The following is a 26970-nucleotide window of genomic DNA, read 5'->3' on the forward strand; positions in this document are numbered from 1 at the left end:
TAAGCGAGAAGTTAAGCTGCTTTTTTTGCGCGCTTACTTTTCATTATTTTTGCTTCGATCAGATAAGGCAACATCGCATTCGCAACGTGGGCCATGACGTCAACTACAACGGAATTACCAAATTGTTTGTACGCTCTGGTATCGGAAACAGGAATTTTGAAAGTATCAGGAAACCCCATTAATCTCGCGCATTCTCTTGGTGTTAAACGCCGTGGATTTTTTGTTTTTCCTTGGCTAACCAAGATTTCTGATCCGTCTTTGTAATAGCGGGCAGATAGTGTGCGCGTCACACTTTCTTTGGTGACGAGGCCAAAGCCAAAGCCATTGCCTTGCGCTTTGTGTTTTGCTGCGTAGTTTTGCAGATAGGTCCAAAGATTATCAGTCAACGTATATTTATCTAACTGCTTTTTCATTTTGTGATCAAAGTAGGCATTGTCATCCCAAGGCAAGTATGGCTCGGAGCCATCTGTCTTATGCAAGATGTCACCTAACTTATGTTCACCTTTTGGCGGCAACACTAACGCATGTAAATCAAAGTCGATTTTGAGATCGTTTCTGAAGCCAACGATCAAGATACGTTCACGGTGTTGCGGTACGAAATGTGCGCCATCAATTACGCGGTAACTCATGGTGTATCCCAATTGCTCGAGGCTACGCTTGATGACGTCAAAGGTTCTGCCCTTGTCATGCGAAGTTAGGTTCTTCACGTTTTCAAGCAGAAATGCGCGAGGTTTTTTCTCATCAATGATGCGGCAGATATCGAAAAATAGTGTGCCTTGTGTTTCATCATTAAAGCCGTGTTCTCGACCCAATGCATTTTTCTTAGATACGCCCGCAATAGAAAAAGGCTGGCAAGGAAAACCGCCGAGTAACACGTCGTGATCTGGAATATCTTTGGCAGCGATTTGCGTGATATCGCCATTGATTTGATGATTGTTCGGGTAGTTGTACAAATAAGTTTTTTGCGCGTAGCTATCCCACTCACTCGTGAAGACGCAATGTCCGCCTATGCTGTCAAAAGCTTGGCGTATGCCGCCGATCCCAGCGAACAGATCGATGAAGGTGAATGCGGCGTCTTTGCCTGCGTTGGGGTCGCTCGTTTCCAATGGCAAGACTTGTTGAAGTGCGTATGACAAATAAGGCGGTGGATCGCTTTCACGTGCTTCCCATCGGCGTACTTGGCGAGCATTGACGCCCAGTATCGTAGCGATATCTTCCTGACTTTTAAACCTGCGCGCTGCGGCGAGATATTTGAGAACTGCTTCTGAATCGTGATGCTGAATCGGGTGTGACATTGATGCCTCGCTGGGAATTTTTTAGGACAATACGTCCTAATTTGTTCCCAGTCAAGGTTTTACTGAATGTAAACACAGTAATTATAGCAATAATCGACTTTTTACAGGTCACGGTTCCAGCTATTTGGTAAATTTATATTCGATAAATTGCTCACACAATAGTTTGCACTCTGTTCGGCAAGTCGACGAGAAAATTCTAAACCACACTCCACTTCGTCATCACCCAAGCTCACTGACCACACAAATCCGCCACGCCACCTGTCAGGATTTTTTTCAATATTGATTTCGTAGTTATCAAAATTCATTGCCTGCTGGTGCCCACTTTCTTGCGATTGAGTATTTTGCATTTCCATCTCCCTTTATTAATAGTATTAAGAATGGTGCTTCATTTGCATGTGGACGTCTACGGACTATGAGTCACATTTGCAATAACATTTAAAGACCATCTTGACTTTGGTTTCCAAGGAAACTAAACTGCCAAAATTAGCCAGCCAACACGCAACATGAAATCCATTTCCAACCCGACCATCAAACCCCAACCCAGTCCCCTAGAAGCCCATCTAGGCTTCTGGATGCGCTTCGTCTCGAATCAAGTCTCCGCTCGCTTTGAAGCCGAGTTAGCTGCGCATGAAGTGAGTGTGACCGAGTGGGTGGCTTTGCGGGCTTTGTATGCGCAGGCGGTGACGACGCATGCGGGCTTGATTGATGCTTTGGGCATGACTAAGGGTGCGGCGTCTAAGGTGATTTCTAAATTAGAGGCCAAGGGTTTGGTGGTGCGTTATTTTGTGGATGGTGGTGCGCGTGAGCAGGTGTTGAATTTGACGGCGGCTGGGCGGCGTTTGGTGCCTAAGTTGGCGAAGTTGGCTGATCAAAATGATGACTACTTTTTTGCGCATCTTGGTGATGAACAGCGCCAGGCATTGATCACTGTCTTGCAAGATTTGGTTGCGCATCATCAAATGAAGCAGGTGCCTGTGAAATAGCCCTATCGTTTCCTTTTTTTTCTTTTCTATTTCGAGTTAATCATGAACGCAAAACAAAATCTGATTCGCGAAACCTTTGAAGCATCGCAAGCGGGCAGTATTCATTTTGGCCAAGTGATTGGTGCTTTGATGAGCATCGATGTGGAATCGTATTTTGTCGATTACCGCACGCGTCAGGTCACTTACTATTTCCCTAGTGATGAAAATTTTAGTTTGAACTATGCATCTGACGCTGAGGTGTTTGGCCAGGCTTTTGTGCAAGCTGATGTCAAAGCGGCGATTGTGGGTGCGCAAAAAGGTGAAGTGATGTATCCCGAGTTCAAAAAGCTGACACAAAAGGCTGGTTGCATAGGCTATTTTGTGTGGATCAAAGGGCGACACGTGTCTTATCTTGGCCGGAATGGCGAAACACACGTAGAGCATTTTCCGAATTGAGCGAGTAATCTGAGATTGTAAAATTAGATAGAGAGGTAGCAATTGATTTCACATGTCTTCATAGGAATTACCGAACACGCGCGGGCCCATGATTTTTATACTGCGATCATGAATGAGTTGGGCTACGTTTTGAAGTTTTGTTACCCTGAAAAATCTTGGTCGGGCTGGGTCGAGAAAGGCACGCTTCGACCTATCGTGGGGATTGGTAAGCCTTACAACGGTGAGCCCATGAATGTCGGTAATGGTCAAATGCTGGCTTTGTTGGCGAAGAGCCGTGCAACGGTGGATGCGACTTATGCTAAAGCCATCGCACTCGGTGCGACTTGCGAAGGGGCTCCTGGCTTGCGACCGCATTACCACCCCAACTATTACGGTGCCTATTTCCGTGATCTAGATGGAAACAAGATTTGTATCTGCTGTCATGAGAGTGAAGGCTAACTACAGTCCCGCAAGAAAAGACGATTCTTCGAGGATGAAAGAGGTGAGCATCAATGGGTTTTCATTGATGCTGAACTTTTTGATTTTTTGAGAAAAATTTTGCGGAAATTTGCTAACTCACAGCCTAACAAATTCACAAACTAACAAATTCACAGATTCACAATTTGCCTAAAACAAATTCGCTTGAAGGTCTTGAAACCAAACACCTCACCGATGTTTAACCGCATGAATATCATCCTCTAATTCTTTAAAAGTAGGACGCACTCTAGCGCTGAGGGCTTTTCTGCCGAACTCGCAGGCGATCATCGGTGGGTAGCCATTTAGGCTGGCGATCAGGGTTACTTTGATGCTTTGGTAGGCCATTGCGTTGGCGTGCAGGCGTTGCTCTAAACGTACTGCAATCGGTGCGACGAAGCCGTAGGAGAGCAAGATACCTAGGAAAGTGCCGACTAGGGCTTTGGCGATAAGTATGCCTAGTTCTGCGGGTGGAATACCGACTGATTCCATGGTGTGAACGACGCCCATGACCGCGGCGACAATACCAAATGCGGGTAAGCCGTCGGCAACTTTTGATAGCGCTAATACGGGCAATTCGGTATCTGCATGATGCACATCGAGTTCGACGTCGATTAGATTTTCGATTTGGTATGCGTCCACATTTCCAGACGCCATCAGGCGCAAATAGTCGCTTAAGAATTCCATTAAATGGGTATCTTGAATGACGTTGGGATACTTGGTAAATAAGGGGCTTTCGTAAACATTGTCGATATCCCCTTCAATTGACATCAAGCCTTCTTTGCGGATTTTTGTCAGGACTTCAAACAGCATCACAATCATATCGCTGTACAGAGCTTTGCTATGATTTTGTGTTCTTGCGATTAATGGCAAGGCGCGCCAAGTGGCGAGTATGGTTTCTTTGTCGTTGCTGATGAAAAAAGCGCCTATCGCTGCGCCTCCTATCATCAGTAATTCAACGGGCTGAAATAGCGCGGCCAGGTGTCCGCCGTCGTAGGCGAAGCTCCCGAAAATCGAAAACAAAATAATTACCGCACCGGCGATGAGCAACATAGTTTAGGCCTTGCTATTTGTAGGGTTCAGGCAAAATTTACTTGATATCTGCTGGCAACACCAGACTTACGGGAATTATTGTGGCGATGATTGCACTAAGTAATAGTTTATTAAATAGTTTATTAATATCAATGAGTAAGCTTAGGTCAACATCCAGCCAATACCGAGGATTTCTTAATACGAGCTCGTCACCACTGCTGGTGTCGGGGCAAATAGCCACAACACGGCTAGCTCAAAATCGCTGCGCCAAAATTTCTCGTTATGTTTTGCATCTGCCACGATCTTTAAGCTGAGATTCTTACTTGGATGCCCTGCTTTCAAAATAGTTTCATAAGCAGCTTGCACATCGGGGACTTGCGAGCCGCCTTCTTTTTCACCGGTGGCTAAATACAAACGCGCATCTTTGGCGGCGGGCTTGGTCAGAATAAAATCGATAGCGACGGCCGAGATCCAATACGAAGGTGAATAAATTCCCGCTTTGCTAAAGACGTCGGGATATTGATTGATGGCGTAATGTGAAATCAATCCGCCCATCGAGCTGCCCATGATGGCGGTGTTGGCACGATCGGGCTTGCTGCGAAAATGCGTGTCGATATAGGGTTTAAGGACATTGACGATAAATTCCACATACTCCTTGCCTTCTGGTGCTCCAAATTCGGCATTTGGCCATGGATTGAGTTCCGTCATGCGTTTGCTTTCGCCATTATCGATACCGACGACGATCAAATCGAGCTTGCCGGCTTTGGATAGGGCATTCATGGTTTCATCGACGCCCCATTCGCCAGCGTAAGAAGTGGCGGCGTCGAACAAATTTTGTGCATCGTGCATGTACAGCACCGGAAAACGTGTATCTGAATTGGCGTAGTTAGGCGGCAGATAAATGCGGATCTGGCGGGAGCGATTTAAGCCTGGCATAGCCAATTTCTCAGGCAACAATATGACGTTGCTTTGTGCGGTGGAGATTTTGTCAGCGGCGGCGACAACGGAGTTCTTAGCTCTGCCTTCGCCGCATGCAATCGATGTTATGGCGACCGTGAGAAGTAAAGCGATGTGGCGAATCTTTTGCATAGTTGAATCCGTCAGTTTGAATTATTGTTATTAATAAGATGTTAATCGCTCTTAGTCCCATCGGAAGCTGCAAGGCAGTATGGCAAAATTTCATTCGTCGCGGTGCATATCGCGCCTTGATCTAGCAAAATTCTCGTCAACTTGTCCCTATAAACACACAAAATCAGCGCCATTTCAGGAAGGCAAATAAGCAGGGCTTTTGAGAAAGTTTAGGCAACATAAAGCGGCGCATAACTAACTAGAGACACTGAGTACAGCCACAGGGTACAGGCACAAACTGCACACAAAGCATAAAACAACTGGACGAGAAGTGCACCTAGGGAATATTCTTGCACTATTCCTATGAGCAAACGCCTCGCCTCGTAAATGGTCGGGCGATGTTCGCTCATAGTGAGCATGCGATTGGAAGCTAAGCTATGGCAGGCCTCACCCATCGCGACAGAACGATGTGCGAAAGTGATGTACGAGAGCGATGTTTTGCAAAGCTTATTCACTCGATACTAGCCTGCCGTCGCAGCTTGAGGAACGTAATTTGCGAATTTGCCGAGGTCGGTTTAGGTTTTGTTTATGGCAGCCGCCAATTAGGGCACGCGCCATGCTTGAACGAAGTGAGGCAGCGCGAGGCGAGGCAAGAATCATATGTTGAAGCCTTAGGCGCATCATGCGCACAATTCGCATTTAGCCTATCGCAATAGCAAAAAAGAATTTTAAAGACAATTTTTCGGGAGTTGGTCATGGGTAAGGATGAAAACGGTGTTGTATACGGAACCGAAGATCTGTTAACAAGTTTATGTAACTCAGTCACTCGCGTATTGAACGTGGCCACGCAAACCAAGATCCACTATTCCGCCATGGTGCAACGCATTACAAAGATAGGACTGAAGCCAGACATTGGCTGCTTCGTCTTATTTGACGGTGGTTTCTCTGGTTTAGTGGTATTGAATTTCTCAGGCTCTGCGGCTTTGGAAATCTACGAAAAATACATGCTGAGTATGGGCATGCCAAAATCCGAACTCGCCTCTGCTTTCACTTCAGACGAAGTCTCGAATATTTTAGGCGAATTGATGAATCAGATCGTCGGTGACTTTACTGGCAAAATCCGTCGCGAGCTGCAAACCAATATCACGCAAAATCAACCGAAGATGTTGGTGCTGAATAAGCAAGTCATGCTCAGTGTAGACACGCCACTTGATCGCCCAGAAATCCGCCGTGTCTCCTTCTTCACTGAGAACAACAATATTTTCTATCTGGAGCTAGCCATCGACCGCACAGAATTCATCAAACTGCACGACTTTGATTCTAGCGAAGTGCTGGACCCTGATGCCTTGCTTGATAGTGAGCAGGCTGGTCGGGCGCAAGCAGTATCTGCACCAGCGGCACCACCTGCTGGCGACGATGATAGTGATGAGCTGTTGCGGTCTTTGGGGATGTAATTTTTTGGAGGATGTACTACCGTTCAAATTTTAAATAACTCAATCTACGTCGATGAAAGTGTGCTACACATCAATCGACGAGATTGCCAATGCTGCCAATGAGCTCTCGCTAGCTCCTTGGCTCCGACAAGAAACGTTTTGCTTCCCTACGCATACCGTCAAAAATCAATTCAGCCGTGTGTGCCGGAAAATCTTTGGGCAGTTGGGCAGTAACGATTTCTATCGCTTTATCAACGTTCGTCACCATCGCGATCATTGCTTCCCATATTGCCACGCCGCCGTTTTTCATAGCCAGCTGATACCAATGACGTGCGTGTATTTCTTTATAAGCATAGTGTGCGTTCTTCGAGCGTAATGCCATCGCCATACTTACCTTGTAACTGTCAAGTTGATTTGCACCTTTTCCTATGTACGGCCATGCTGATAATACGTCGTATAGCGGCGTCATTTCATAGCTGCCGCCACGTTGTAAAAAGACGGAAAAATTTTTAGCGTGTCCATCTGTTGCCGCCATTAAGAAAAATGCTAATTGTGTGAGAACAAAGAAAAGAATGTCTTGCTGATCTCGACTCCCCTGCAGTAATTGCAGGCATTTTGCCATGCCTGGGCCGCCATCTTTTTCGTATTTTTTTTCAGGTGGAATGCCGAGTGCCTGACAAAAATCTTCTTGGGGTAGACGCGCTATCCATGTGGAGTTGTCCATCCATAGTCGGTCAAATCTCTCGACAACTAGGACCCTTTGATCGCCAAAAGTGGCCATGGATGTTTTGGCAGTTGGCAAGCCCAGCGCAGTCATCATATGTGCGCATAGCCATTCATTTTGAACAGAATCAGAAAAGTCAACACGTGAGCTACGCCCTGCAATGACACCTAGTGGCAATTTCAAAATATGTGTCGTCGGTGTAGAACCTAGTGGGCGACACCATTGTCCTTGATAACGCAGCAGCGCTGTTTTCTCCTGCGCCCCTGCAATAGAAATCCGAAAATGATCATCATGATCGCTGAAACGATCATCGGAAATCACAGTATGCAATTCTCGCTCAACGTCTAGATCGGAAAGTACTTCGTAATCAATCTTATTCCAGCCCTGCGGTACTGCGGCTTCCGGCAATAATTGAACCGCACCGATGCAATCGCGACCGATCGCTTCGAGTAAACTAAAAGTGTCCGCTTTCGCTTTATAACGTCTACTCAAACGTGTCCGGATTTTTTCATTATCCGGCAACAAATTATCGAAATAATTTTTTACCTCCTCGCCTTTGATCGTGAGCGAAGCTGTCATTGGTAATGACAGAGAAAGCGCACGACTATATAGCGATTGTGGCCACGACTCATCGTATCGAAAGCTATGCGCACCTCTATCGACTGCCCATCTGCCGACAAGTTCGCCATTCATCCACACGTTTAATGCTTGTGTCACCAAGAACCTTTCTTTTCGATTAATTTTCGTACTTGCGTGCTGGGATCATTCTCCATCAGTTTTCTCATTTGCTCTACGACACCAGACTCATTAATGCTGTGTATCGGTTCGACAACTAGGTCAGCATTGGTCTTGGAATTTTGCGCATATTCTTTGTATCCTTCAGGTACATGAGTTCTTTGGTTGTGCTCTGCGGAGAATGGCTCGCCCTCACTGGCTATCTCCCTATCAATCTCACTATCGACATCACTAAGAAGCAAATGAATCTTAAGGGCGGATAATAGCTGCATCATTTGGTCAAAACTGACCAACCCTGGATTCGCTTCAATTTCGGCAATACGTGCTTGACTAACTCCAACGAGCGCGCCAAGCTGAGCTTGCGTCAGGCCACGTTTTTTCCGCAATGCGCGAAGATGTTGACGCAGTTGCGAGGTAAACTGAATGGAATAAGTATTAGTCATAAAAGTGAAATATAGGCTATGAGCTATTTAGTGCAATAATCTATACCATACTACATCAAAAATTGACCGAAACAATGTATTTTTATAAGCTTAGGCAAGTAAATGGAAAATATATCTTAAAGCCTATATTTACCATTTATCTCCTTAAGCCTATAAAATATATTTTAAGCAACTGAACAAAGGCACGCGAAACAAAATGCATTCTTCATTTAATTAAACTCGCCATTAAATTTGTAATTCGGCTCACAACTAGATTCACAACTTAGCTCGCGTCCCCAGTATCACGATTTTCCTCACAACATTGACACTATGCGTTTTCATTACCTTTTTCTCCTATTAGGTCTCACATTCAGTGTTGGATCGACATCCACAGCACAAACTACCGATAGCGCATCGACGCGCCTCGAACAAATCAAAACCCGCAACACCTTGCGTGTAGGCACCACCGGCGATTACAAGCCTTTCAGTTATCGCGCCACTACAAATAGTCCTTATATCGGTTTCGATATCGAGATGGCACAAGCTTTGGCGAATACGCTAGGCGTGCAATTAGAATTGGTGCCGACTTCGTGGCCAACTTTGATGCAAGACTTGGCGTCGAATCGTTTTGATATCGCGATGAGCGGGATCTCTATTTCTGCCGAACGTGAAAAAGTAGCGATGTTTTCTGATCCGTATTTGCGCGACGGTAAAACACCCATAGTCTTGTGTGCCAAGCGTGAACGCTTTCGGACTTTGCAGCAAATTGATCAGCCAGCCGTCAAAGTGATCGTTAATCCTGGCGGCACCAATGAACGCTTTGTGCGGGATCAATTGCGCCGAGCGCAGATTATTGTGTACCCAGATAACAATCACATTTTTGATCAACTAGCGGAAGGTCAGGCTGATGTGATGATCACGGATGCGGTCGAAGCACGTCTGCAACAACAACTAAAACCTACGCTCTGCGCGATACATCCAGAGCAGCCTTTCAATCTTTCGCAAAAGGCCTATCTGCTACCGCAAGACGCGGCATGGAAAGCCACTATCGATCATTGGTTACGCAGCTACGTTGCCGGGAGTGATGTTAAAGCCAATGCTGGTGCAGACAAATTGGCGCAGACGATGGAAAAGTGGCTACACCACCCGTGGCCGTCCAGCAGCGTTGATCGCATCGCATTTGAACCCTTGCGCGATTTACTGACACAGCGTTTGGCGTTGATGGAATCTGTCGCACGGCATAAATGGAATCAACAAAGTGCGATCGAAGATTTACCGCGCGAACAGAAAATCATCCTGTCATTGCAGCAGCAGGCGACGGCGCTAGGTATTCCGGCGGCATGGGCAGAACATTTCTTTCGGGCGCAGATCGAGGCTGCCAAACAATTGCAACGCGAATATTTCGTGCAATGGCAATCCCAACAACAAGGCCAGTTTGCTGATGTGCCCAATCTAGATACCGTGATACGCCCGCAATTGGATCAACTCACGACTCAGATCTTGCGACAATTGGCGATGAGTTGGCCTGCGCTGGCTGACAAAAATCAACAGTCAAGAATTGCCAAGACCATGCAATCAGCTGCGTTGTATCAATTTAGCGAAAAAGCAGCGCAAATGGCAGTGCAAGCATTACTCGATGGCAGTACTTGGGCTCAACCTTAAGCAATGGACATTGCGCCTGAATTTGATCAACAAATTTGGTCAACAAATTCGCCAGCAAATTAGCTGACAAGATCGAAGGTATAGCGTTTTCCGTCAAGCTCGAGCTGGTTCACTCTAGCAAGATTGGGGATCACTTGATCTGCGATAAATCCGGCCTTTTGCAACACACGTGACGAAGCCGGATTTCCATCAAGCACATACGCATGCAGGCGTTGCAAATGCCATTCAAATCGCGCACTCGCGATCAGGTGCAGTAATGCTGCCGAGGCAAAGCCTTTTCCCGGATGTTGATACGCGATGCGATAACCAACTTCGGCACTGCCTTCATCTTGATTGATGTTTTTTAAATTCGCACGCCCCAGAATTTCGCTTTCAGCATTGACCAACAAACACGGATGAAATTTGCCGGCAGCATAGTCCACTAGCAGTGCGGAAATATGCCGCTGCACACCTTCGAGGGAATAGAAAGCAGTCGGTCGTGCTTCAATTTGTGTCTCAAACCAAGCGCGATTATTGAGTTCAAATTGCAGCAACGATGCTGCATCCTCGCGGCTAAGTAGACGAATGTGTAAAGACTTTGAAGCGTCAATAATTTTGTCTTCCATAATTTTGGCTCCCGTAATTTCAGCGCTCATCATTTCTGCTCAAATATCAGCGCTTCAGTTTAAAATCAAACGCCGCAATCACCTTCAAAAATATCTGCAAAGCCGGATTCACATCGCCCTCGCGCCAGAGTGCTAACAGATCTGAAGTCGGTGGAATTTTGATGAAATGTACTTCATGCTTCATATGGTGAGAATAAGAAATCGGCATGATGGAAATGCCTAGTCCTTTCGCAACCAAGCCCAATAGTGTCACGCCAAAATCAGATTCAACGTGGATGATGGGATCAAATCCCGCCTCTTGGAAAATCGCCCTGAGCTGCGAAGCGTGTTCGCTTTTTCCAGTCAGCGCGGGGAGTACGAATTCTTCGTCCTTCAGCTTATATAAATCCTGCAATTTCAATTCACGTTTTCTGGCGAAGCGATGCTGCGCTGGCACGACTAGCGCAAAGTTTTCTGTCATCAAATGGCTGGAAATTAAATCCCTGGCTTTTGCAGTTTCACGATTAAAGGCGATATCAATACGATGCGATTGTAAGAAGGGTTCGACGTCAACAGCATCCACTTCTATCATTTGCGCCACGATATGCGGATGTTGTTGATGCAAGGCGAGTAGCAAATCGGGCAGTACCGAAAAAGTAATCGAAGCTGGGTGTCCAATCCGTATCGCGCCGATTTCACCCGAAGCGATTAAGCTGGCGCGGCGCGTGACGCTTTCATAATCCGCCAGCAGTTTGGCGTATTGGTCACGTAAGAATTCACCGGCTGGGGTGAGTTTGACATTCCGCTTATCACGTTCAAATAGATCGAAACCGAGTTCATCTTCCATGCTCTTGATGTGTCGGCTGAGTGCAGATTGGGTGATGAAAACTTTTTCGGAGGTTTTCCAAAAATGCAGTTCATCGGCTAGCGCCAGAAAGTATTGAATTTGTTGGAGGTTCATCGCTACACTACCTTCTCAAGTTGACACATTAACTCATATTTCGCATTAATTGACTCGAATTTAGCATTTTTACGCATTAAACAGAAGCGTAAATTACGTCTCTGGTGGGCACAATCCCCCCACAGCAGAAGACATTTAAAGGAATCAGTATGGAAATACGTCAAATGAAACAAGATAAGTACTTGGATAGCTTAGGCTGGGGCGGTGGGATTGTGTGCTTGATAGCTTATGGCTTGAATACGCAACAGATTTTGGCGAGTACCTCGCTTGCATTTTTGACGATGAACATATTTGGTTGTTGCTGCCTGATTTACTACACATACAAAAAGCAAGCGTTCGCAAATACTTTTCTGAACGGCGTCTATTTGTTCATGACTGTGCTGGCACTCGTAGAGAAATTTTAAGTTGGAGATCAAGAGATGATTACTTTAAAACGTACCGATTCAAACAATGCCGATTTTCAAGGACTTGTGGTGGAACTCGATCGTTATCTTGCCATCACGGATGGCGATGAGCACGCGTTTTACGCGCAATACAATAAATCCGACGGTTTGAAATACGTCATCGTGGCTTACGATGGCGATAAGCCAGTTGCTTGCGGTGCGATCAAAAATTATGCAGACGATGTGATGGAAGTAAAACGTATGTACGTCGCCCCAAGTGCACGCGGTAAAGGTGTTGCCTCATCTGTATTGAAAGAATTGGAAAGCTGGACTGTGCAGTTATCACGCAAGAAAATTTTGTTGGAAACTGGCGTGAAGCAATTGGAGGCGATACGCCTGTACCAAAGAAGCGGCTACCAAATTATTCCTAACTATGGACAATATCAAGGCGTAAAAAACAGCGTTTGTTTTGAGAAAACATTGGAAGTGCTAACGCAAGATAAGCGCGCTGAAATCAATATTCGTTACGCTAACGCGGATGATGCTGAGGTGCTCACTGCACTCGGCAAAGAAACTTTTCACGATGCGTTTTCTGTGTATCCACAAATGCCGCCTGCCGACCTTGCCAGCTATTTGATAGCAGAATTTACCGTCGCCAATCTCAAAAAGCAATTAGCAGATGAGAAGGCTTTCTTTCTGTTAGCGGAACATGCTGGTGAGGCAGTTGGCTATGCAAAGATGGAAGTCCATCAAGGCATGCCCGGCGTACAACTGAATAATCCTATCAAACTCAGGCGACTGTATTGTAAGCAGCGTTTTCTAGGATTGGGCGTCGGCGCCAGTTTGATGGAGCGATGTGTATTAGAGGCGGCAAACAGAAAGCACGATGGCATTTATCTCACGGTCTGGGAGCATAATCATCAAGCTCAGGGCTTCTATAAAAAATGGTCGTATGAGCCGTGCGCCATGATTGACATCATTTTGGGACAAGCGCCGTTGCGCGATGTGGTCATGCAGAAACGCATTACGTCTGTTTGTTAACGTCAGCTTCTTTTCGCATCACCTTCTCGCTGACATCGCAATCGATTAAAATCTATTGCGAAGATATTGAGAGGAAATCAACATGGACATGAAACGCATCAATGCTGGCAAGCTACGCGCCATTGGCTATGACACGCGTGAACGAATGCTGCGCGTGGAGTTAGGGCGTGTTGACATAATATTTGGGTATGCGAATGAGTCGAAATGGGCACAGGGCTAGGCGTCAAGGCGCGCCGCAGTGCGAGCACTGCAAGCGACTTGCAACGACGTCATGTGCCCATTTCGGCCATTCCCGAAGGGTTCCTGGTAAAACGCACGATGGACAGCGTTGCATCTCTTGCTGGGGCGGCCAGCCGCAGCGGCGAGATGCGCCTTGCCATCCTGCGTTTTACCAGGAACGCATTACCCAAATATTATGTCAACACGCCCTAAATGACGGCACGGCGATTGATTACGCTGGCGTAGGGCAAGAAGTCTGGCGACGTTTATCGACCGCGTCATCAAGCGCGGCCTGGAGTTTTTATCGCGATAATATTGAAGAAGAATTTCATGGTACACGTGGTCGGGCATCTGCATCGCCAACTTCTACTGCCAATCGTAGCGCTTTAGATGCCTTGTTTCAAACGCCTAGCGCTCATGACGATGAGGCTTGACCGCCTATGCTTCACAGATTTATTTCAATTTAAAAACCGCAATTAATTCCGTCAAGGTATCGGCTTGTTGATTCAGACTTTCAGCGGCAGCAGCGGCTTGTTCGACTAAGGCCGCATTTTGTTGCGTCATATCGTCCATGTGAGAAATCGCTTGATTGATTTGTTCTATGCCCGAGCTTTGCTCGCGTGATGAGTGCACCATTGCCGACATAATCGAAGTCGTGTTTTTAACGCTGGTAACAATTTCTTCCATCGATTTGCCCGCTTGCCCTGCGAGATTATTCCCAATATTCACTTTCTCTACGCTAGCATCGATCAAACTCTTAATTTCTTTTGCAGCACTGGCGCTGCGCTGCGCAAGACTTCTGACCTCAGAAGCGACTACCGCAAAACCACGCCCTTGCTCACCCGCACGCGCAGCTTCCACCGCGGCGTTCAACGCCAAAATATTAGTTTGAAAAGCAATCCCATCAATAACGCCGATGATGTCGACAATCTTCAGCGAGCGGTCATTGATATCTCGCATCGTATGCACAACCTCTGCCACCACTTTGCCGCCTTTGATAGCAACATCGGAGGCGTTATTCACCATGCTATTTGCTTCAATCGCGTTATCGTTGCCGACTTTCACGGTTGAGGCGACTTCTTCCATTGAGGCTGCGGTTTGCTCCAGGCTCGAGGCTTGTGATTCAGTCCGGCTTGATAGGTCTGCATTGCCGCTAGCGATATCATTGATCGCCATACACATATTGCGGATGCAGTCGCGAATATTGCTGACGATGATGAATAAGCTGTCGTTCATTTCTTTAAGTGCACGCATCAATTGCGCTGATTCGCTACGACCATCAACATCAAAATTGGCAGTCAAATCACCTGCTGCTACTCGTTGAGCGATATTGACTGCATTGGCGAGAGGTACGGTCACAGAACGTGCGATCAAATAAGCAATCAAGCCGGCACACAGCACCAAAACCGACATCATGACGATCATCATCCAGAGTTTGAAGTGCAGATCATCAACTCTATTGGCGAGGATTAAATCGATTTCTTTGCTTGCTTCTTCATTGACTTTGAATTGCGCGTCTATCGCCTGCGTCGTCAATTTCACATACTCAACAGAGGAGTAACTCAGCGTTTCCGCCTTAATAATATTGGTGTCCGCAATCAACATGACATTGCTAGTTAGCTCAAATGCTGCCCTTAAACTTTCATTGAGTTTTTCTTTAATCATGGGATTTGCATTTGCCGCTTTATTAAATGCACTATTGGTCTGTTGTAGGCGGTCATTGACACGACCTGCAATACTTGCCAATGCCGAACGATCGTCCGGAGTAGCTTCTTTTTTGGCCAAAAGACCCGCACCTTTGGCGCGAAGTTTTCCAGTTTCTTCTGTCAAATAGGGTAGTTGATAATACATCGATTGAATTAATTGATAGCTATCGGCATCTGGATCCAGACAAAGACCATAGTAGTCAGCAATGAGCGTGTTGACGACTAATAATTTGATGACGAGTTCGGTATGCGCGGTGTAACTTTGCGGTACGCTAAATGTGCCATTGCTGACACCGGTGCGGATAGCCTCCCAGTCTTGGCGTGACTTTTGCCAAGCCTCATCGATTGCTTTGTCATTGATGCTTTTGACGATGGCATCCAGTTTGACATAGGCTTGATCAGCATCTCGTTGCTTGGCTTCTCGATTTTCTTTAGCGCTTGCAATACCACCCAATACGAGCGCAGAAAGTCCTCGGTGTTGCTGGCTGAGTTGTATGGTTTTAAGGCTGGCAGCGGCTGGCAGCATGCCCTGTTTTTCGAGCTTGGCGGCCGCCAGGCTGGTTTCTGATAATTGCAAATACAATATGGTAGGTGTCGCTATCAACAAGAGGGCGACAATGCCAAGAATGAGGAGCTTCTCCCATAGCAGAAGTCGCTCTAACAAAGACTTGACCCGCATAATATTCTTTCGTGGTCACGTGTTTATTCAATGTGTCTATTCAATATAGACCACCACAGAAAAATCACCAGATACAAGCAAAAAAATCCAAAAAATTGTATAGATTGAAAAGACAATAATAAAAAATTGACTGATTCACCCCTTTACGCATTTCCTTCTTGAATTTTGTGTTTGTATCGTCCATATTGTGATGAAGCAACTTACTTTCTCATTCCTCGTTTGCTTACCTTGATTCTATTGCCACGTCGCGCAATTCCAGTTGTCACTAGCATTGCTCTATCTGATCGCCTTTTGTACTCAGTCTGATTTTTTCATTCACTATTCGAAAGGGTATTTTTATGGAACTTAGTAAATCTCCCGCCAACACAGGCACCACGACCGAAGACGATAAATCAGTTCCCATGTTGGAAATGAATATGACACCAATGATAGACGTCATGCTGGTCTTGATCATTATGTTTATCACGACTTTGCCGCTGTCCCAAAATGCCGTGAATATGGCGATGCCCGCCGCTTGCAAAGGGAATTGCCCTCAAGCTGATGTGGTGCGCGTTGATGTAGATTTTGATGGCACCTTGAGCTGGAATGGCGTAGTGCTGGATAAATCGCAATTGGACGCCAACTTTACCAGTTTGGCAGAGATGCGCAAACAACCCGAGGTGCAATTACTCGCGCACAGATTAGCGGCGTATAAAAATGTGGCGGCGGTTTTGGCGTCTGCCCAGAGTCGCGGAGTGAAATCTTTAGGCATTATTGGCAATGAACAATTCATGCCGAAATAGTCGGCATCTAAAGTTTACTGATGCTACCAGTGCGTCGACGCTGCGCTTATTTACGTTTAGTTGCATTTGACTTATGCGAGTCAGCGCAGCTTTTTTATTACCCCTTGATACGACAATTCGATACGGCAATTCTTATCGATGCCGCACAAATTGATCGCCCGACGATGCACTATCAAAACTTTTGTTACACTAAGCCCGCTGCGCATCTTTGTACGCCATCAGGCGTTAACTCTTTTTGTAGGAATTGACTATGCCAAAACTTAAGATCACCTATTTTGATAACCACGGTGGCCGTGCTGAACCAGTTCGTCTGGCCTTAGCAATAGGTAATATCGCTTTCGAAGATCATCGTTTTTCATTTCCAGAATTTGCTGAAGTTCGTAAGAGCACACCATTTGGTCAAGTACCTACATTAGAAGTAGACGGTGTGCAGGTAACACAATGTGATTCTATGTTGCGCTATGCAGGTAAGCTGGCTGGTTTATATCCTACAGATGCCTATCAAGCTTTGTTATGTGATGAAGTAATGTATGTGGTGGAAGAAGCTGGCGTAAAGATGGGGCCTACGTATCGCATGACAGGTGAAGAGCAAAAAGCTGCGCGCTTAGCTTTGGTGAATGGTTCTATCCCGGTTTTTCTGCGTTGGTTAGAGAAGCAATTATTGGCACACGGCGGCGAATATTTTGCAGACAATCGCCTCACCGTCGCTGATCTCAAAGTCTTTATCGAAATCCGTACCTTGAATTCTGGTCGCCTTGATCATGTGCCGACTGACTTGGTCGAGCAAGTCGCTCCTGCACTCAACGCACACGCTAAACGTATCGCGGAGCATCCAGCCGTCGTTGCCTATTATGCTAGCTTCGCCAAGTAAATTTGATTTGTGCGCATTGGCAAGCTGATGCTCGAAAATTGAAAATTACAAAAAACCCGGAGGTAGTCATCTCCGGTTTTTTTCAACCGTAAGTTCGAGCAGATTCAATTTTCCGTAGTTCCTGAAATTGTCGCACCTTCTGCGTTTATCACATCTTCAGCATTTACCACGATGGGCAGTGTGAACCAGAATCGGCTTCCCCTATCTGGCACGGATGAAAAATCAATTTCACCACCCATTGCTTCCACAATTTTCTTCGTAATATTTAAGCCAAGGCCGGTACCGCCTTGTTTTCTGGTGGTCGCGCTGTCTGCCTGCGAAAATGCCTCGAACACGCGCGCTTGAAACGCATTCGGCATACCGCAACCATAATCCTCAACTTCTATCCGCATCATCTTTCCTATTGCTTGTGCGCGAATATCCACATGCCCGTCTGGAACAGAGAATTTTGCCGCATTCGACATCAAATTCGCCATCACTTGCATCAGCCTTTGGTAGTCAGCTTGCACCAAAGCTAGTTGATCATTGATGGTGTAGCGATACTCGATTCTATAGTTTGCTGCATAGGGCGCGTTAACTGAAATCGCATCTTGGATCAATTCATTCAAATCAATTTTGTCCAGATGCAAGCTCATTTTTCCCGACAATAATTTATCCATGTCGAGGATGTCGTTAACGAGGGATAAAAGGCGCTGACTATTTCTATGTGCGACTTTCACAAAATCCATCGCCTTGGTCGGCAATTCGCCGAGCACACCCGCTTCCAGTAAACCTAAGGCTCCTCGTATCGAGGTCACTGGCGTACGTAATTCATGGCTGACTGTGGAGATCAATTCGGCTTTAATGCGCTCTAGCTCCTTGTGCTGTGAAATATCGGTGTGCGTACCGATCATGCGCAATGCTTTTCCTTCGGCATCGCGTGCTACCACCTTGCCGCGATCAAGTATCCACAAATAACTGCCGTCTTTACAAAGTATTCTATTTTCAACCGAAAACGACTCGGTTTTGCCATCAAGATTTGCCTGCACTTCATTCATCACGCGTGGCATATCATCGGGATGAACCCGTGACGACCATTCGATCAGTTCATCCCCAATTTCATGTTCTTCATGACCTAACATTGCTTTCCAGCGTTTCGACAATAGGACTTTATTGGTCTGTATATCCCAGTCCCAAACCCCATCACCACTACCATCAAACGCGAAAGCCAGGCGCTCCTCTACTATCCGCATTTCTTCCAATGCCGCGCTGGTAATCTCATTGGCGGCCCGCATTGCCAGTTCATTATTCTTACTGGTCGTGATATCGATCCGGATGGCAACGTATTTTTCTATCTCGCCGTGTATATTCGTAAAAGGAGCGATGAAGGTATCTACCCAATAAATGCTACCGTCTTTTGCGCTATTACATACTTCGCCACGCCATGGTTTTCCACTAGAAATCGTGCGCCACATCTCAGCCCAGAACGCGGCATCTTGCCTTCCGGAGTTCACCATTCTATGATTTTTCCCCAGCAATTCACTTCTGCTGTATCCGCTACGCTGACAAAAGGCCTCATTGACATCCAAAATATTTCCTGAAGCATCGCTGATTGATACGATGGCATGTAGATTGAGTGCATTCAGTAAAGCATCTTTGTCGCGCACAGCGCTGCTAAGTTTGTCCGCCATCGCATCAAAAGTGCGCGCCAGAGTCTCAATCTCGTGGTAGTTGGCGTCAACAAATTGCATCGTCGCTTGTGAACCCACCAAAGCAAGATCAAATTCCGCCATATTTTGCGTGACTTCTTCTATCGGTCTGGCAATTTTATTTGACAGTGCTAAGGCCAAAATGGCGCCAACGACGCTCAACAAAAACGAGATTAATATGATGACAGCACTTAAGCCCTTCACTGGCGAGAACGCCTCAGCTTGATCGACGTGTGCCATCACGCAACCACCTCCGATTGCCTTGACATAGCGAAAGCCATGAATAATTGGGATTTCGCGATAATCAAGGCCTAGCGACTCTCCACTTTCCAGCGACAAGCAGCGTTGCATAGCGGTGGAAGAAATCGGTTCAACGCCATGCCCTTGCAAGGATTTATAACGTGCGCTGGTAATGAAAAATCCTTTGGCGTCAGCCAAAAAAGTTTCACCGGAATTACCCAACTCTTTGGGTTTCACGAAAATATCTTGTAAGTTGCTGACTGAATAACTCAAATACAACTGCGCCTTCGCATCTTTGGTACTGGCTTTCATGAGAAAGCTTGGGATACGTCCTGTCTCGCGTGGCAAAAAATAGGCTAGTTGATCTTCTGCAAATTGAATACGACTAATGTCAAATGGACGCAACTCGCCGAGCTGAATCGGTGCTTCTGTTTGCATTAAAAAGAGCGCGCTCTCTGCTGCTTCAAAATGAATTAGATTGCGTAAATTTGACTCCACGCAAGCACGATTTTTTTGAACAGGAGCGCAGTTTTTTTCAAGATCAGCCAATCCAATCTCAAGTTGAGTCTGGTTTTGGTGTAGCAGATAGAGCAAATTATTGTATTGATTTTGCGCGGAGATACCCACCACTTCTATCGCATGATTGCGGGTGGTGATGTAATTGACGTAATAGGCTAGGCCAACGATGGTGCTACTGGGTAGCAGTAAACACAAAAAGATAATCAACGTCAGGCGCCAGCGCAGCGAAATCCTGCTTCTTTTCTCCACTAAAATCTCCGATTGAATGAGTAGATAGTAATCTAGATAAACACCGAAAGAAATATTTGCCCACGCAATTGCGAGATTTCAGGCGCAAAATTGAGACACTCACCGACACTCACCAACATTCACCGCAGCACCTTCATAGCCCCTCACAGCAGCGCAGGCGTAGCCAATTCTGTATAGCACATCGCGAATCGACTAAAATGCGGGATTAATTCTGTCTACAGCATCAGGTCACATGACATCACCTCTTCCGCAAAGCCATCCTCCACACGCCGTTTCACGCCTGCGTGCTGCACGATTAACACGCAGCACCCGCCCATTTCTGGCGCGTGGTGGGCCGAGTGGCGAACGTTGTGCCGGTTGTCGTTTGATTCTCAGTCATTGTTTTTGTGCACTGCGTACTATCGTCCCCACGCAAGCAGGCGTCTGCTTATTGATGGCAGAACATGAATCATTAAAGCCCAGCAATACTGGTTGGTTGATTGCCGACGTCGTGCCCGACACAGTCGCTTTTCCCTGGGCACGCACTACGGTGGAGCCGGCTTTATTAGAGCTATTAGCAGATCCGCAATGGCAACCTTATATTGTATTTCCCGGAGAATTCGTCGCGCCCGAACGTGTGGTATCGACAGTATTTGTCGCCGATGAAAATGCAGCGAACACCGCGGACACTAAACGTCCCTTATTTATCCTACTCGATGCAACTTGGCCAGAGGCAAGAAAAATCTTCAAGAAAAGCCCCTATCTGGATCGATTCCCGGTACTGAGTATCGAGCCTGAACAATTATCACGCTATCGCTTACGCCGCTCGCGCCGCGATGATCATTTATGTACGTCCGAAGTCGCGGCAATCTGCTTGGGTTTAGCAGGGGAAACACTGGCCGCCAAAACCTTAAGCGCCTATCTGGATGTATTCACCAATCACTATTTGAGTGCAAAACAACAGCTAAAAATTGATTGGGACGATGAGGTGCATCAGCAATTGCAGCGCTTACGATCACCATCAAAACCTACCTAAAATCGCTCAGATGCTGACAGAGCGTCAACCAATTATTTCGCAAAACCAGATAAACTAGCGAACTTCGCGCCGCAGACCGATTGTCAGACAATATCAAGTATGACAAGACAATTAGCACGGCACACAATTTGACCATGAATGATGAGTACAACATGACCGATATCAGCAAACCCGCCTTTCCAGATCGCCTTTCTGTAGATCCACGCAGCAAATATTATGTAGCTGAAATTTTTGATCACGAAGTAGGTATTTTGCTCAATGGCAAAGAGCGTTTAGGCGTAGAAGAATATTGCATCAGCGAAGGCTGGATCACCGTGCCTGCAGGTAAGACATTAGACCGTAAGGGCATGCCGATGATGATCAAAGTCAAAGGCACGGTTGAGCCGTTTTATCGTTAAATAAGCGTTGTGCATCGAGAAAATCATGCCAGTGAAACTTTTAACTAACAATGAACTAAACGCCTTCGAACAAAAGTGGCGACGGGTTTTTTCAGCTTATGGCACTGTATTAGCAAGTGCATTAGTGTATTTGGTTGCTTTCTATCCGAGAGGAAACGAAAAGAGTGTTTGTTATGTACTAGGTTCACTTTCGGCAATTGGTTGTCTTCATGCCGCGAAAAAACTCCGTGACACGGAAAGAGTTGATTCAGTTGTTGACGTCGAGAATTTAATAGGCGGGCATATGGATGGAGGAGTTGGCGACTTAGATGATTAAACTACGCCGCAAGAGGTTCGTAATGGACACTGCGCATGTAGGTATCTCAGCAATCGGCTCTTACTTACTTACTTACTTACTTACTCACTCATCACTCATTCACCCTTCGATTCTCTTGCAGCGCGCGCAGTTCCGGGTAGCTCAACATTAACTTATAAGCATCCACTAAATCTCAAGCCTATGTCCAACTACAGCAAAGTTCAATTCATTTCCTGGGAGTTGTACACCGGGCCTTTTAAAAATCCCGCAGATACGCCACAAGGTTTTTATAACGGTCTATCAAGTTCGACCGTGGATTTCCGCACTGACGTGTTAGGTCAATGTTGGGACATTGAAGCGCGTCTGGCATTTATCGCAGATGCGATCGCCAAAGCCTATGCCAGCGCCGATCTGTCATCAAGCACCTTAAAGATTTTTATGGCACCCGAGTTTTTATGTCGCGGTGCTGGTGGCGCTTATCTGCATGATCTTTTGAATGGCTGGGTCGGTCCGGCACCCAGCAGTTTTGCTTTGCCCGCACCATTTAATTATGCTTGGGATGGCTTATTTGGCGGATTGCAAGCCTTGGCGGCGGATGCGCGTTATGAGGATTTTTTATTTGTATTTGGCACCATGATCAGTGCCTCATTCCCCACGGCTGAAGCCATTGATGGTCAGTATTTACTCGATCCCACAAAACCTGGCGAAGTGTATAACACCGCATTAATACAACGAGGCGGTGTCAGCCATACCGCAGATAACTACGCAGCTCGCAAACAATACATTTCAGGGATAGATTTTCTGAAATGGAGCGGCAGTGTCGCCCAACATACTTATCATACGGTTTTACCTGCAGATCCAGAAGCTGTCATACCGGCCGACGTTTTGGGTGTGACTGAGGGCGGCGCGGTATTTCAAATTGCTGGGTTAAATGATGTCAACGGAGCAGTAATTGATTTCGGTATAGAGATTTGCTTAGACCATGCGCTCAGTGGCGGTAGTCGTGCCAATAGGTTTGGTCGTTTGCGTACCGCAAATCAATGGGTGAAAATCCAATTAGTACCGTCGGGTGGCATGGGCTTATATCCGGATTCCATTCGCTTATTACCTGCCGCTGGGCCTACGCCGCATGCCTATGCATTTAATTGCGATGGTTACACAACGCTGGATTCCAAAGTATTTGGTAGTCACACCCAAATCTGGAATGGTGCCAATGGTGCCAAAGTACCCGCTGCAAACAAATTAATCGAAGTCAGTGGCGGCGAAAGCCGTTCTGGCACCACACTGACCGCAGTGACGAATAGCGTCCTCACACGAAATGGCGAAGTACTGGCCAGCCAACTTTGGAATAATGGTAACGGCGTGCAAGGCGCCGGTCATGTGCGGGTAATAAACGCTATGCCTTTATAGGCATCGATTCAATTTGCAGACTACACCGATTCCGTATTGGAACTTTTTGATTCTTCATTAGTCACTAGATACATGTCTAGTCGCAATAAACTATAGTCGTCTTGAATTTACTTGAGACCTCTACACAACCGTAGCGAGCGGTCGAAGTTTAAATCGAGAAGCGCACCTGTGCTAGAGCACAGCGACGCATTGACAAATCCGCCGATTCAAAATTTGGTCGCGCAGTAGGTTGTGTAGAGGTCTCTTGAATTCACTTGTGATTTTGGCTTGCTTAGGGAATACTTCTGGCACTATTCTATGGTCCTCGCAGATGCTGCGGCCACAGCAAAGATACATAAAAATACCGTCATTTCACGCAACAATAATCAAAAACGAAAAAAGGAATACTTATGAAAGTCGCTTCAAGAGCTGTCTCATCCACACTAGTTCTGGCAGCCAGTTGTCTATTGCCACTCAGTACAACGCTGGCGCAAGACGCGCCCAAACCACCTGCAAAGACACCACAAGCGGCACCATCAAAGGGCAAAGCGAAAGCCGGACTAAAAGTCGACTATCAAAAATTCACTTTGGCGAATGGCCTGGAAGTGATTTTTCATGTGGACAGATCTGATCCTGTCGTCGCAGTTAATTTGACAGCCCATGTCGGCTCTGCCCGCGAAAAAACCGGGCGTACTGGCTTCGCGCATCTGTTCGAGCATTTGCTATTTTTAGAATCCGAAAATCTCGGCAAAGGTGGCTTGGATAAAATGACAGCACGCATCGGTGGTTCTGGTGCAAACGGTTCAACTTCTCAGGACCGCACCAACTATCTGCAAACCGTGCCGAAAGATGCCTTGGAAAAAATGATTTGGGCAGAAGCCGATAAACTGGGTTGGTTTATCAACACCGTCACCGATCAGGTGCTGGCGAAAGAGAAGCAAGTCGTCAAAAATGAAAAGCGTCAAAGTGTCGACAATAATCCTTACGGCCACACTTCGTACGTGATCGACAAAGCCCTGTATCCGGCCGATCATCCTTACAACTGGCAAGTCATCGGCTCGCTCGAAGATTTGCAAAACGCGACAGTCGATGATGTCAAAGAATTCTTCCGCCGTTGGTATGTACCGAATAATGTGACGCTGGTGATCGCAGGTGACTTCGATACTGCACAGGCAAAAAAATGGGTAGAGAAATATTTTGGTGAAATCAAACGTGGTGAAGAGATCAAGCCCATCGCCAAGCGCGCCGGCTTTGTCAAAGAAACCGTCAAGCTCTATCACGAAGATAATTTTGCCCGCGTCCCTGCACTGACCATGGTATGGCCAGCGGTTGAACAATTGCATGCTGATTCCTATGCCCTGGATGTTTTGAGTGAATATCTGTCACGCGGAAAAAAAGCACCGTTCTACAAAGTGTTAGTGGAAGATAAAAAGCTCACCTCGAATGTCAGTATCGGTAATCGCACTTCAGAAGTCGCCGGTCAATTCATGTTGAGTGTGCGCGCTTTTGATGGCAAATCATTAGATGAAGTCGCTAGCGCAGTCAGCGAAGCTTTTGCGAAATTTGAGAAAGAAGGTATCGCGGAAAAGGATCTGAATCGGATTAAGGCTGGACAAGAAACCCAATTTTATAATTCGCTTTCCAGCGTGCTTGGTAAATCATCGCAACTGGCGGAATACAACTACTTAACGGGCAATCCCGGCTTTGTCGAACAAGACATCAAGAATATACTCGCCGTAACGCCAGCCGATGTGATGCGCGTGTATGAGAAGTACATCAAGGGTAAAAATTATGTCGCCACTAGCTTTGTACCTAAGGGCAAAGTCGCACTTGCCTTGAGTGGTTCCGGCAAAGCAGAAGTGGTAGAAGAAAAAATCGTGCAAGGTGCGGAAGATGCGGTGGATCCTAGCATCAATGCGACCTATACTAAGACGCCATCCAAAATTGCGCGTGCTACCGAACCAGCGTATGGCGCTGCTGCCGAAGTCAAATTGCCAACCGTGTGGAACGACAAGTTGAAAAATGGTTTGCGCGTGTACGGCATACAAAATGATGAAGTGCCTTTGGTGCAATTTGAAATTCTGATCGACGGTGGTTTATTAATGGAAGACATCAATAAAGTCGGCGTGGCGAATTTAATGGCACGCATGATGACGCAAGGCACGGCGAAAAAGACACCACAAGAATTGGAAGAAGCGATTCAGCAATTGGGCGCGTCTATCAACGTCAGTGCCCGTACTGAAGACATCCGCATCACCGTCAATACGCTCGCACGCAACTATGCGGCGACCTTGGCTTTGGTTGAAGAAATTTTGTTAGAACCACGTTGGGATGAGAAAGAATTTAGCTTACTCAAGCAAAGTGTTTTGAGCCAGATTCGTCAACAAGATGCCAATCCAAATATGCTGGCGGCAAACGCGTATAGCAAGCTCATCTACGGTAATGAGAATATTCGTTCACGCAATATTTTAGGTAGTGCGGAAACCGTGAACGCGATTAACATCGACGACTTAAAAGCCTATTACAACAAAAATCTATCACCATCGGTAGCGCGCATGCATGTAGTCGGCGCCTTGCCAAAAGCGAGTATCAGTCATTCTTTAGGCGAGCTGGCGAAAAAATGGCAAGCCAAAAAAGTTGACTTACCTGCGCCTATGAAAGCCGCTAACTTGAACACGGCAAAAGTGTATTTTGTCGATGTGCCTGACGCGAAACAATCCGTGTTGCAAATCGGTTACCCGGCGCTCGCTGCAACGGACAAAGATTTTTATGCGGCCAATGTCATGAATTACATCTTAGGCGGTGGTGGCTTTGCTTCACGTTTAACGCAGCAACTACGAGAAGGCAAGGGCTATACCTATGGCATCCGTTCTGGTTTTTCGGGCAGCCGTAGCGTGGGCGATTTCAGCATCAGCAGTGGTGTACGCAGCAATGTGACGCTGGAATCAGCACAACTGATCAAACAGATTTTGCAAGATTACGCGGTCACTTATTCCGATGCTGATTTAGCGACGACCAAGAGCTTCCTGATCAAAAGCAATGCACGCGCTTTCGAAACCTTCACTGCCAAACTCGGCATGCTGGAAAACATCAGCAAATACGACTGGACCGCAAACTACGTGAAAGAGCGCGAACAAATCGTGAAAACCATGACGCTAGAGCAGATCAAAGCCTTATCGCAAAAATATCTGGATCCAAACAAAATGATCTGGTTGGTAGTCGGCGATGCCAAAACTCAATTGCCGCGTATGAAGGAGTTGGGATTTGGTGAGCCTGTGCTGCTGAGTAAGTAAATAAGTAAGTAATTATGTAAATAAGCACATCCCACCTAGATCAGTAGTTGAATGAGCCCGTCACGACGCCAGTTTTGACGGGCTTTTTTATAAGGAAAATAAATCTAAGGCTTACGCGAATTTGCACTGACTAGAGCTCATCGGGTAGGGTGCGCCGTGCGCACCACACTCATAGTCTGCGGCCTCGGTGCGCACGGCGCACCCTACCTTACCCCATCTATTCTTGTGATTCATTCTTAAGATCAATAGGCTTTCCCTTCTATCGTGGACTCCAAGGGAACACAACGACCTCAGCACTCATTCAGCGTAAATCCTACAACCAAAAAAATTATGTAAAGGATGCTTGACAAAGATTTTTTTTGGTTTAATATGTCAAACATGCTTTACACACATGCTCTATGCATCAAGTGCTTAGC

Annotated in this window: 26 protein-coding genes; 16 read left to right on the forward strand and 10 right to left on the reverse strand. The window is 46.4% G+C overall.

Annotated features, from left to right (window positions below; genetic code table 11):
* Positions 1-11: 11 nt before the first annotated feature.
* Together dcm and H8K55_RS05840 are read right to left on the reverse strand one after the other, a co-directional pair.
* On the reverse strand, positions 12-1295 hold the full coding sequence (gene dcm, locus H8K55_RS05835) for a DNA (cytosine-5-)-methyltransferase (RefSeq protein ID WP_186941135.1): 1284 nt from the start codon (positions 1293-1295) through the stop codon (positions 12-14).
* A 101-nt stretch (positions 1296-1396) separates the two neighbouring features.
* Entirely contained in the window at positions 1397-1642 is a 246-nt protein-coding gene (locus tag H8K55_RS05840) for a hypothetical protein (RefSeq protein ID WP_186941136.1), read from the reverse strand.
* Positions 1643-1798: 156 nt separating this feature from the next.
* On the opposite strand from H8K55_RS05840, the gene H8K55_RS05845 reads away from it, so the two are divergent.
* From H8K55_RS05845 to H8K55_RS05855, 3 genes are read left to right on the forward strand one after another with little or no spacing between them, the layout of a single operon-like run.
* Entirely contained in the window at positions 1799-2278 is a 480-nt protein-coding gene (locus H8K55_RS05845; RefSeq protein WP_186941137.1) for a MarR family winged helix-turn-helix transcriptional regulator, read from the forward strand.
* 42 nt (positions 2279-2320) lie between these two features.
* On the forward strand, positions 2321-2713 hold the full coding sequence (locus H8K55_RS05850; protein WP_186941138.1) for a DUF1398 family protein: 393 nt from the start codon (positions 2321-2323) through the stop codon (positions 2711-2713).
* A 42-nt stretch (positions 2714-2755) separates the two neighbouring features.
* On the forward strand, positions 2756-3151 hold the full coding sequence (locus H8K55_RS05855) for a VOC family protein (RefSeq protein WP_186941139.1): 396 nt from the start codon (positions 2756-2758) through the stop codon (positions 3149-3151).
* A gap of 207 nt (positions 3152-3358) precedes the next feature.
* Here H8K55_RS05855 and motA read toward each other — a convergent pair whose 3' ends face one another.
* Entirely contained in the window at positions 3359-4219 is an 861-nt protein-coding gene (motA, locus tag H8K55_RS05860) for a flagellar motor stator protein MotA (RefSeq protein ID WP_186941140.1), read from the reverse strand.
* A 174-nt stretch (positions 4220-4393) separates the two neighbouring features.
* Positions 4394-5287, reverse strand: a complete 894-nt coding sequence (locus H8K55_RS05865) for an alpha/beta hydrolase (protein WP_186941141.1) — start codon at positions 5285-5287, stop codon at positions 4394-4396.
* Between the two features lie 734 nt (positions 5288-6021).
* On the opposite strand from H8K55_RS05865, the gene H8K55_RS05870 reads away from it, so the two are divergent.
* Positions 6022-6720, forward strand: a complete 699-nt coding sequence (locus H8K55_RS05870; RefSeq protein WP_186941142.1) for a DUF3334 family protein — start codon at positions 6022-6024, stop codon at positions 6718-6720.
* 109 nt (positions 6721-6829) lie between these two features.
* Here the strand turns inward: H8K55_RS05870 and H8K55_RS05875 are convergent, their stop codons facing one another.
* Positions 6830-8143 carry a type II toxin-antitoxin system HipA family toxin gene (locus tag H8K55_RS05875; protein ID WP_408057953.1) on the reverse strand — a complete coding sequence of 438 codons (1314 nt, stop codon included), beginning with the start codon at positions 8141-8143 and terminating at the stop codon, positions 6830-6832.
* Positions 8137-8601, reverse strand: coding sequence for a helix-turn-helix domain-containing protein (locus H8K55_RS05880; protein WP_186941143.1), 465 nt, complete (start codon positions 8599-8601; stop codon positions 8137-8139). Before H8K55_RS05880 ends, H8K55_RS05875 begins: the two co-directional genes overlap by 7 nt.
* 309 nt (positions 8602-8910) lie before the next feature.
* Between H8K55_RS05880 and aroQ the strand changes: the two genes are divergently transcribed.
* On the forward strand, positions 8911-10242 hold the full coding sequence (gene aroQ / locus H8K55_RS05885; protein ID WP_186941144.1) for a gamma subclass chorismate mutase AroQ: 1332 nt from the start codon (positions 8911-8913) through the stop codon (positions 10240-10242).
* Positions 10243-10301: 59 nt separating this feature from the next.
* Here aroQ and H8K55_RS05890 read toward each other — a convergent pair whose 3' ends face one another.
* Together H8K55_RS05890 and H8K55_RS05895 are read right to left on the reverse strand one after the other, a co-directional pair.
* On the reverse strand, positions 10302-10877 hold the full coding sequence (locus H8K55_RS05890) for a GNAT family N-acetyltransferase (RefSeq protein WP_222612377.1): 576 nt from the start codon (positions 10875-10877) through the stop codon (positions 10302-10304).
* 16 nt (positions 10878-10893) lie between these two features.
* The gene (locus H8K55_RS05895; RefSeq protein ID WP_186941145.1) at positions 10894-11787 is read right to left on the reverse strand and encodes a LysR family transcriptional regulator; all 894 of its coding nucleotides are present in this window, start codon (positions 11785-11787) and stop codon (positions 10894-10896) included.
* A gap of 149 nt (positions 11788-11936) precedes the next feature.
* Here H8K55_RS05895 and H8K55_RS05900 point away from each other — a divergent pair, with 149 nt between their 5' ends.
* The 4 genes from H8K55_RS05900 to H8K55_RS21715 all read left to right on the forward strand — a co-directional run bounded on the left by H8K55_RS05900 (position 11937) and on the right by H8K55_RS21715 (position 13864).
* A complete protein-coding gene (locus H8K55_RS05900) occupies positions 11937-12191 on the forward strand; it encodes a CBU_0592 family membrane protein (RefSeq protein WP_186941146.1) in 255 nt (84 codons plus the stop codon).
* Positions 12192-12206: 15 nt separating this feature from the next.
* Positions 12207-13211 carry a GNAT family N-acetyltransferase gene (locus H8K55_RS05905; RefSeq protein WP_186941147.1) on the forward strand — a complete coding sequence of 335 codons (1005 nt, stop codon included), beginning with the start codon at positions 12207-12209 and terminating at the stop codon, positions 13209-13211.
* Between the two features lie 82 nt (positions 13212-13293).
* Entirely contained in the window at positions 13294-13431 is a 138-nt protein-coding gene (locus H8K55_RS21710; RefSeq protein ID WP_186941148.1) for a hypothetical protein, read from the forward strand.
* Complete coding sequence (locus tag H8K55_RS21715; RefSeq protein WP_230408494.1) at positions 13406-13864, forward strand: hypothetical protein; 459 nt, start codon at positions 13406-13408, stop codon at positions 13862-13864. Before H8K55_RS21710 ends, H8K55_RS21715 begins: the two co-directional genes overlap by 26 nt.
* A gap of 19 nt (positions 13865-13883) precedes the next feature.
* Here the strand turns inward: H8K55_RS21715 and H8K55_RS22140 are convergent, their stop codons facing one another.
* On the reverse strand, positions 13884-15815 hold the full coding sequence (locus H8K55_RS22140; protein ID WP_186941149.1) for a methyl-accepting chemotaxis protein: 1932 nt from the start codon (positions 15813-15815) through the stop codon (positions 13884-13886).
* Between the two features lie 338 nt (positions 15816-16153).
* Here H8K55_RS22140 and H8K55_RS05925 point away from each other — a divergent pair, with 338 nt between their 5' ends.
* Positions 16154-16597 (forward strand): ExbD/TolR family protein, encoded by a 444-nt coding sequence (locus H8K55_RS05925; protein ID WP_186941150.1) that lies wholly within the window; start codon positions 16154-16156, stop codon positions 16595-16597.
* 250 nt (positions 16598-16847) lie between these two features.
* Positions 16848-17468 carry a glutathione S-transferase family protein gene (locus H8K55_RS05930; protein ID WP_186941151.1) on the forward strand — a complete coding sequence of 207 codons (621 nt, stop codon included), beginning with the start codon at positions 16848-16850 and terminating at the stop codon, positions 17466-17468.
* Positions 17469-17572: 104 nt separating this feature from the next.
* Here H8K55_RS05930 and H8K55_RS22145 read toward each other — a convergent pair whose 3' ends face one another.
* On the reverse strand, positions 17573-20164 hold the full coding sequence (locus H8K55_RS22145) for a PAS domain-containing protein (RefSeq protein ID WP_186941152.1): 2592 nt from the start codon (positions 20162-20164) through the stop codon (positions 17573-17575).
* A gap of 232 nt (positions 20165-20396) precedes the next feature.
* Here H8K55_RS22145 and H8K55_RS05940 point away from each other — a divergent pair, with 232 nt between their 5' ends.
* The 5 genes from H8K55_RS05940 (at position 20397) to H8K55_RS05960 (ending at position 26554) form a co-directional block, all read left to right on the forward strand.
* Complete coding sequence (locus H8K55_RS05940) at positions 20397-21179, forward strand: tRNA-uridine aminocarboxypropyltransferase (protein ID WP_186941153.1); 783 nt, start codon at positions 20397-20399, stop codon at positions 21177-21179.
* 152 nt (positions 21180-21331) lie between these two features.
* A complete protein-coding gene (locus tag H8K55_RS05945; RefSeq protein ID WP_186941211.1) occupies positions 21332-21577 on the forward strand; it encodes a DUF3297 family protein in 246 nt (81 codons plus the stop codon).
* A gap of 25 nt (positions 21578-21602) precedes the next feature.
* Positions 21603-21893 (forward strand): hypothetical protein, encoded by a 291-nt coding sequence (locus H8K55_RS05950; protein WP_186941154.1) that lies wholly within the window; start codon positions 21603-21605, stop codon positions 21891-21893.
* 180 nt (positions 21894-22073) lie between these two features.
* Positions 22074-23282 (forward strand): hypothetical protein, encoded by a 1209-nt coding sequence (locus tag H8K55_RS05955; RefSeq protein WP_186941155.1) that lies wholly within the window; start codon positions 22074-22076, stop codon positions 23280-23282.
* Between the two features lie 389 nt (positions 23283-23671).
* Positions 23672-26554 carry a M16 family metallopeptidase gene (locus H8K55_RS05960; protein WP_186941156.1) on the forward strand — a complete coding sequence of 961 codons (2883 nt, stop codon included), beginning with the start codon at positions 23672-23674 and terminating at the stop codon, positions 26552-26554.
* Positions 26555-26970 lie beyond the last annotated feature (416 nt).

The organism is Affinundibacterium flavidum (assembly GCF_014284175.1).
GTDB lineage: Bacteria > Pseudomonadota > Gammaproteobacteria > Burkholderiales > Burkholderiaceae_D > Undibacterium > Undibacterium flavidum.

What these genes read in the sequence shown, in the direction of transcription:
- dcm (WP_186941135.1), bottom strand. Translation starts at nt 1,295, where the DNA reads ATGTCACACCCGATTCAGCATCACGATTCAGAAGCAGTTCTCAAATAT.
- H8K55_RS05840 (WP_186941136.1), bottom strand. Translation starts at nt 1,642, where the DNA reads ATGCAAAATACTCAATCGCAAGAAAGTGGGCACCAGCAGGCAATGAAT.
- H8K55_RS05845 (WP_186941137.1), top strand. Translation starts at nt 1,799, where the DNA reads ATGAAATCCATTTCCAACCCGACCATCAAACCCCAACCCAGTCCCCTA.
- H8K55_RS05850 (WP_186941138.1), top strand. Translation starts at nt 2,321, where the DNA reads ATGAACGCAAAACAAAATCTGATTCGCGAAACCTTTGAAGCATCGCAA.
- motA (WP_186941140.1), bottom strand. Translation starts at nt 4,219, where the DNA reads ATGTTGCTCATCGCCGGTGCGGTAATTATTTTGTTTTCGATTTTCGGG.
- H8K55_RS05865 (WP_186941141.1), bottom strand. Translation starts at nt 5,287, where the DNA reads ATGCAAAAGATTCGCCACATCGCTTTACTTCTCACGGTCGCCATAACA.
- H8K55_RS05870 (WP_186941142.1), top strand. Translation starts at nt 6,022, where the DNA reads ATGGGTAAGGATGAAAACGGTGTTGTATACGGAACCGAAGATCTGTTA.
- H8K55_RS05880 (WP_186941143.1), bottom strand. Translation starts at nt 8,601, where the DNA reads ATGACTAATACTTATTCCATTCAGTTTACCTCGCAACTGCGTCAACAT.
- aroQ (WP_186941144.1), top strand. Translation starts at nt 8,911, where the DNA reads ATGCGTTTTCATTACCTTTTTCTCCTATTAGGTCTCACATTCAGTGTT.
- H8K55_RS05890 (WP_222612377.1), bottom strand. Translation starts at nt 10,877, where the DNA reads ATGAGCGCTGAAATTACGGGAGCCAAAATTATGGAAGACAAAATTATT.
- H8K55_RS05895 (WP_186941145.1), bottom strand. Translation starts at nt 11,787, where the DNA reads ATGAACCTCCAACAAATTCAATACTTTCTGGCGCTAGCCGATGAACTG.
- H8K55_RS05900 (WP_186941146.1), top strand. Translation starts at nt 11,937, where the DNA reads ATGGAAATACGTCAAATGAAACAAGATAAGTACTTGGATAGCTTAGGC.
- H8K55_RS05905 (WP_186941147.1), top strand. Translation starts at nt 12,207, where the DNA reads ATGATTACTTTAAAACGTACCGATTCAAACAATGCCGATTTTCAAGGA.
- H8K55_RS21710 (WP_186941148.1), top strand. Translation starts at nt 13,294, where the DNA reads ATGGACATGAAACGCATCAATGCTGGCAAGCTACGCGCCATTGGCTAT.
- H8K55_RS21715 (WP_230408494.1), top strand. Translation starts at nt 13,406, where the DNA reads ATGAGTCGAAATGGGCACAGGGCTAGGCGTCAAGGCGCGCCGCAGTGC.
- H8K55_RS22140 (WP_186941149.1), bottom strand. Translation starts at nt 15,815, where the DNA reads ATGCGGGTCAAGTCTTTGTTAGAGCGACTTCTGCTATGGGAGAAGCTC.
- H8K55_RS05925 (WP_186941150.1), top strand. Translation starts at nt 16,154, where the DNA reads ATGGAACTTAGTAAATCTCCCGCCAACACAGGCACCACGACCGAAGAC.
- H8K55_RS05930 (WP_186941151.1), top strand. Translation starts at nt 16,848, where the DNA reads ATGCCAAAACTTAAGATCACCTATTTTGATAACCACGGTGGCCGTGCT.
- H8K55_RS05940 (WP_186941153.1), top strand. Translation starts at nt 20,397, where the DNA reads ATGACATCACCTCTTCCGCAAAGCCATCCTCCACACGCCGTTTCACGC.
- H8K55_RS05945 (WP_186941211.1), top strand. Translation starts at nt 21,332, where the DNA reads ATGACCGATATCAGCAAACCCGCCTTTCCAGATCGCCTTTCTGTAGAT.
- H8K55_RS05950 (WP_186941154.1), top strand. Translation starts at nt 21,603, where the DNA reads ATGCCAGTGAAACTTTTAACTAACAATGAACTAAACGCCTTCGAACAA.
- H8K55_RS05955 (WP_186941155.1), top strand. Translation starts at nt 22,074, where the DNA reads ATGTCCAACTACAGCAAAGTTCAATTCATTTCCTGGGAGTTGTACACC.
- H8K55_RS05960 (WP_186941156.1), top strand. Translation starts at nt 23,672, where the DNA reads ATGAAAGTCGCTTCAAGAGCTGTCTCATCCACACTAGTTCTGGCAGCC.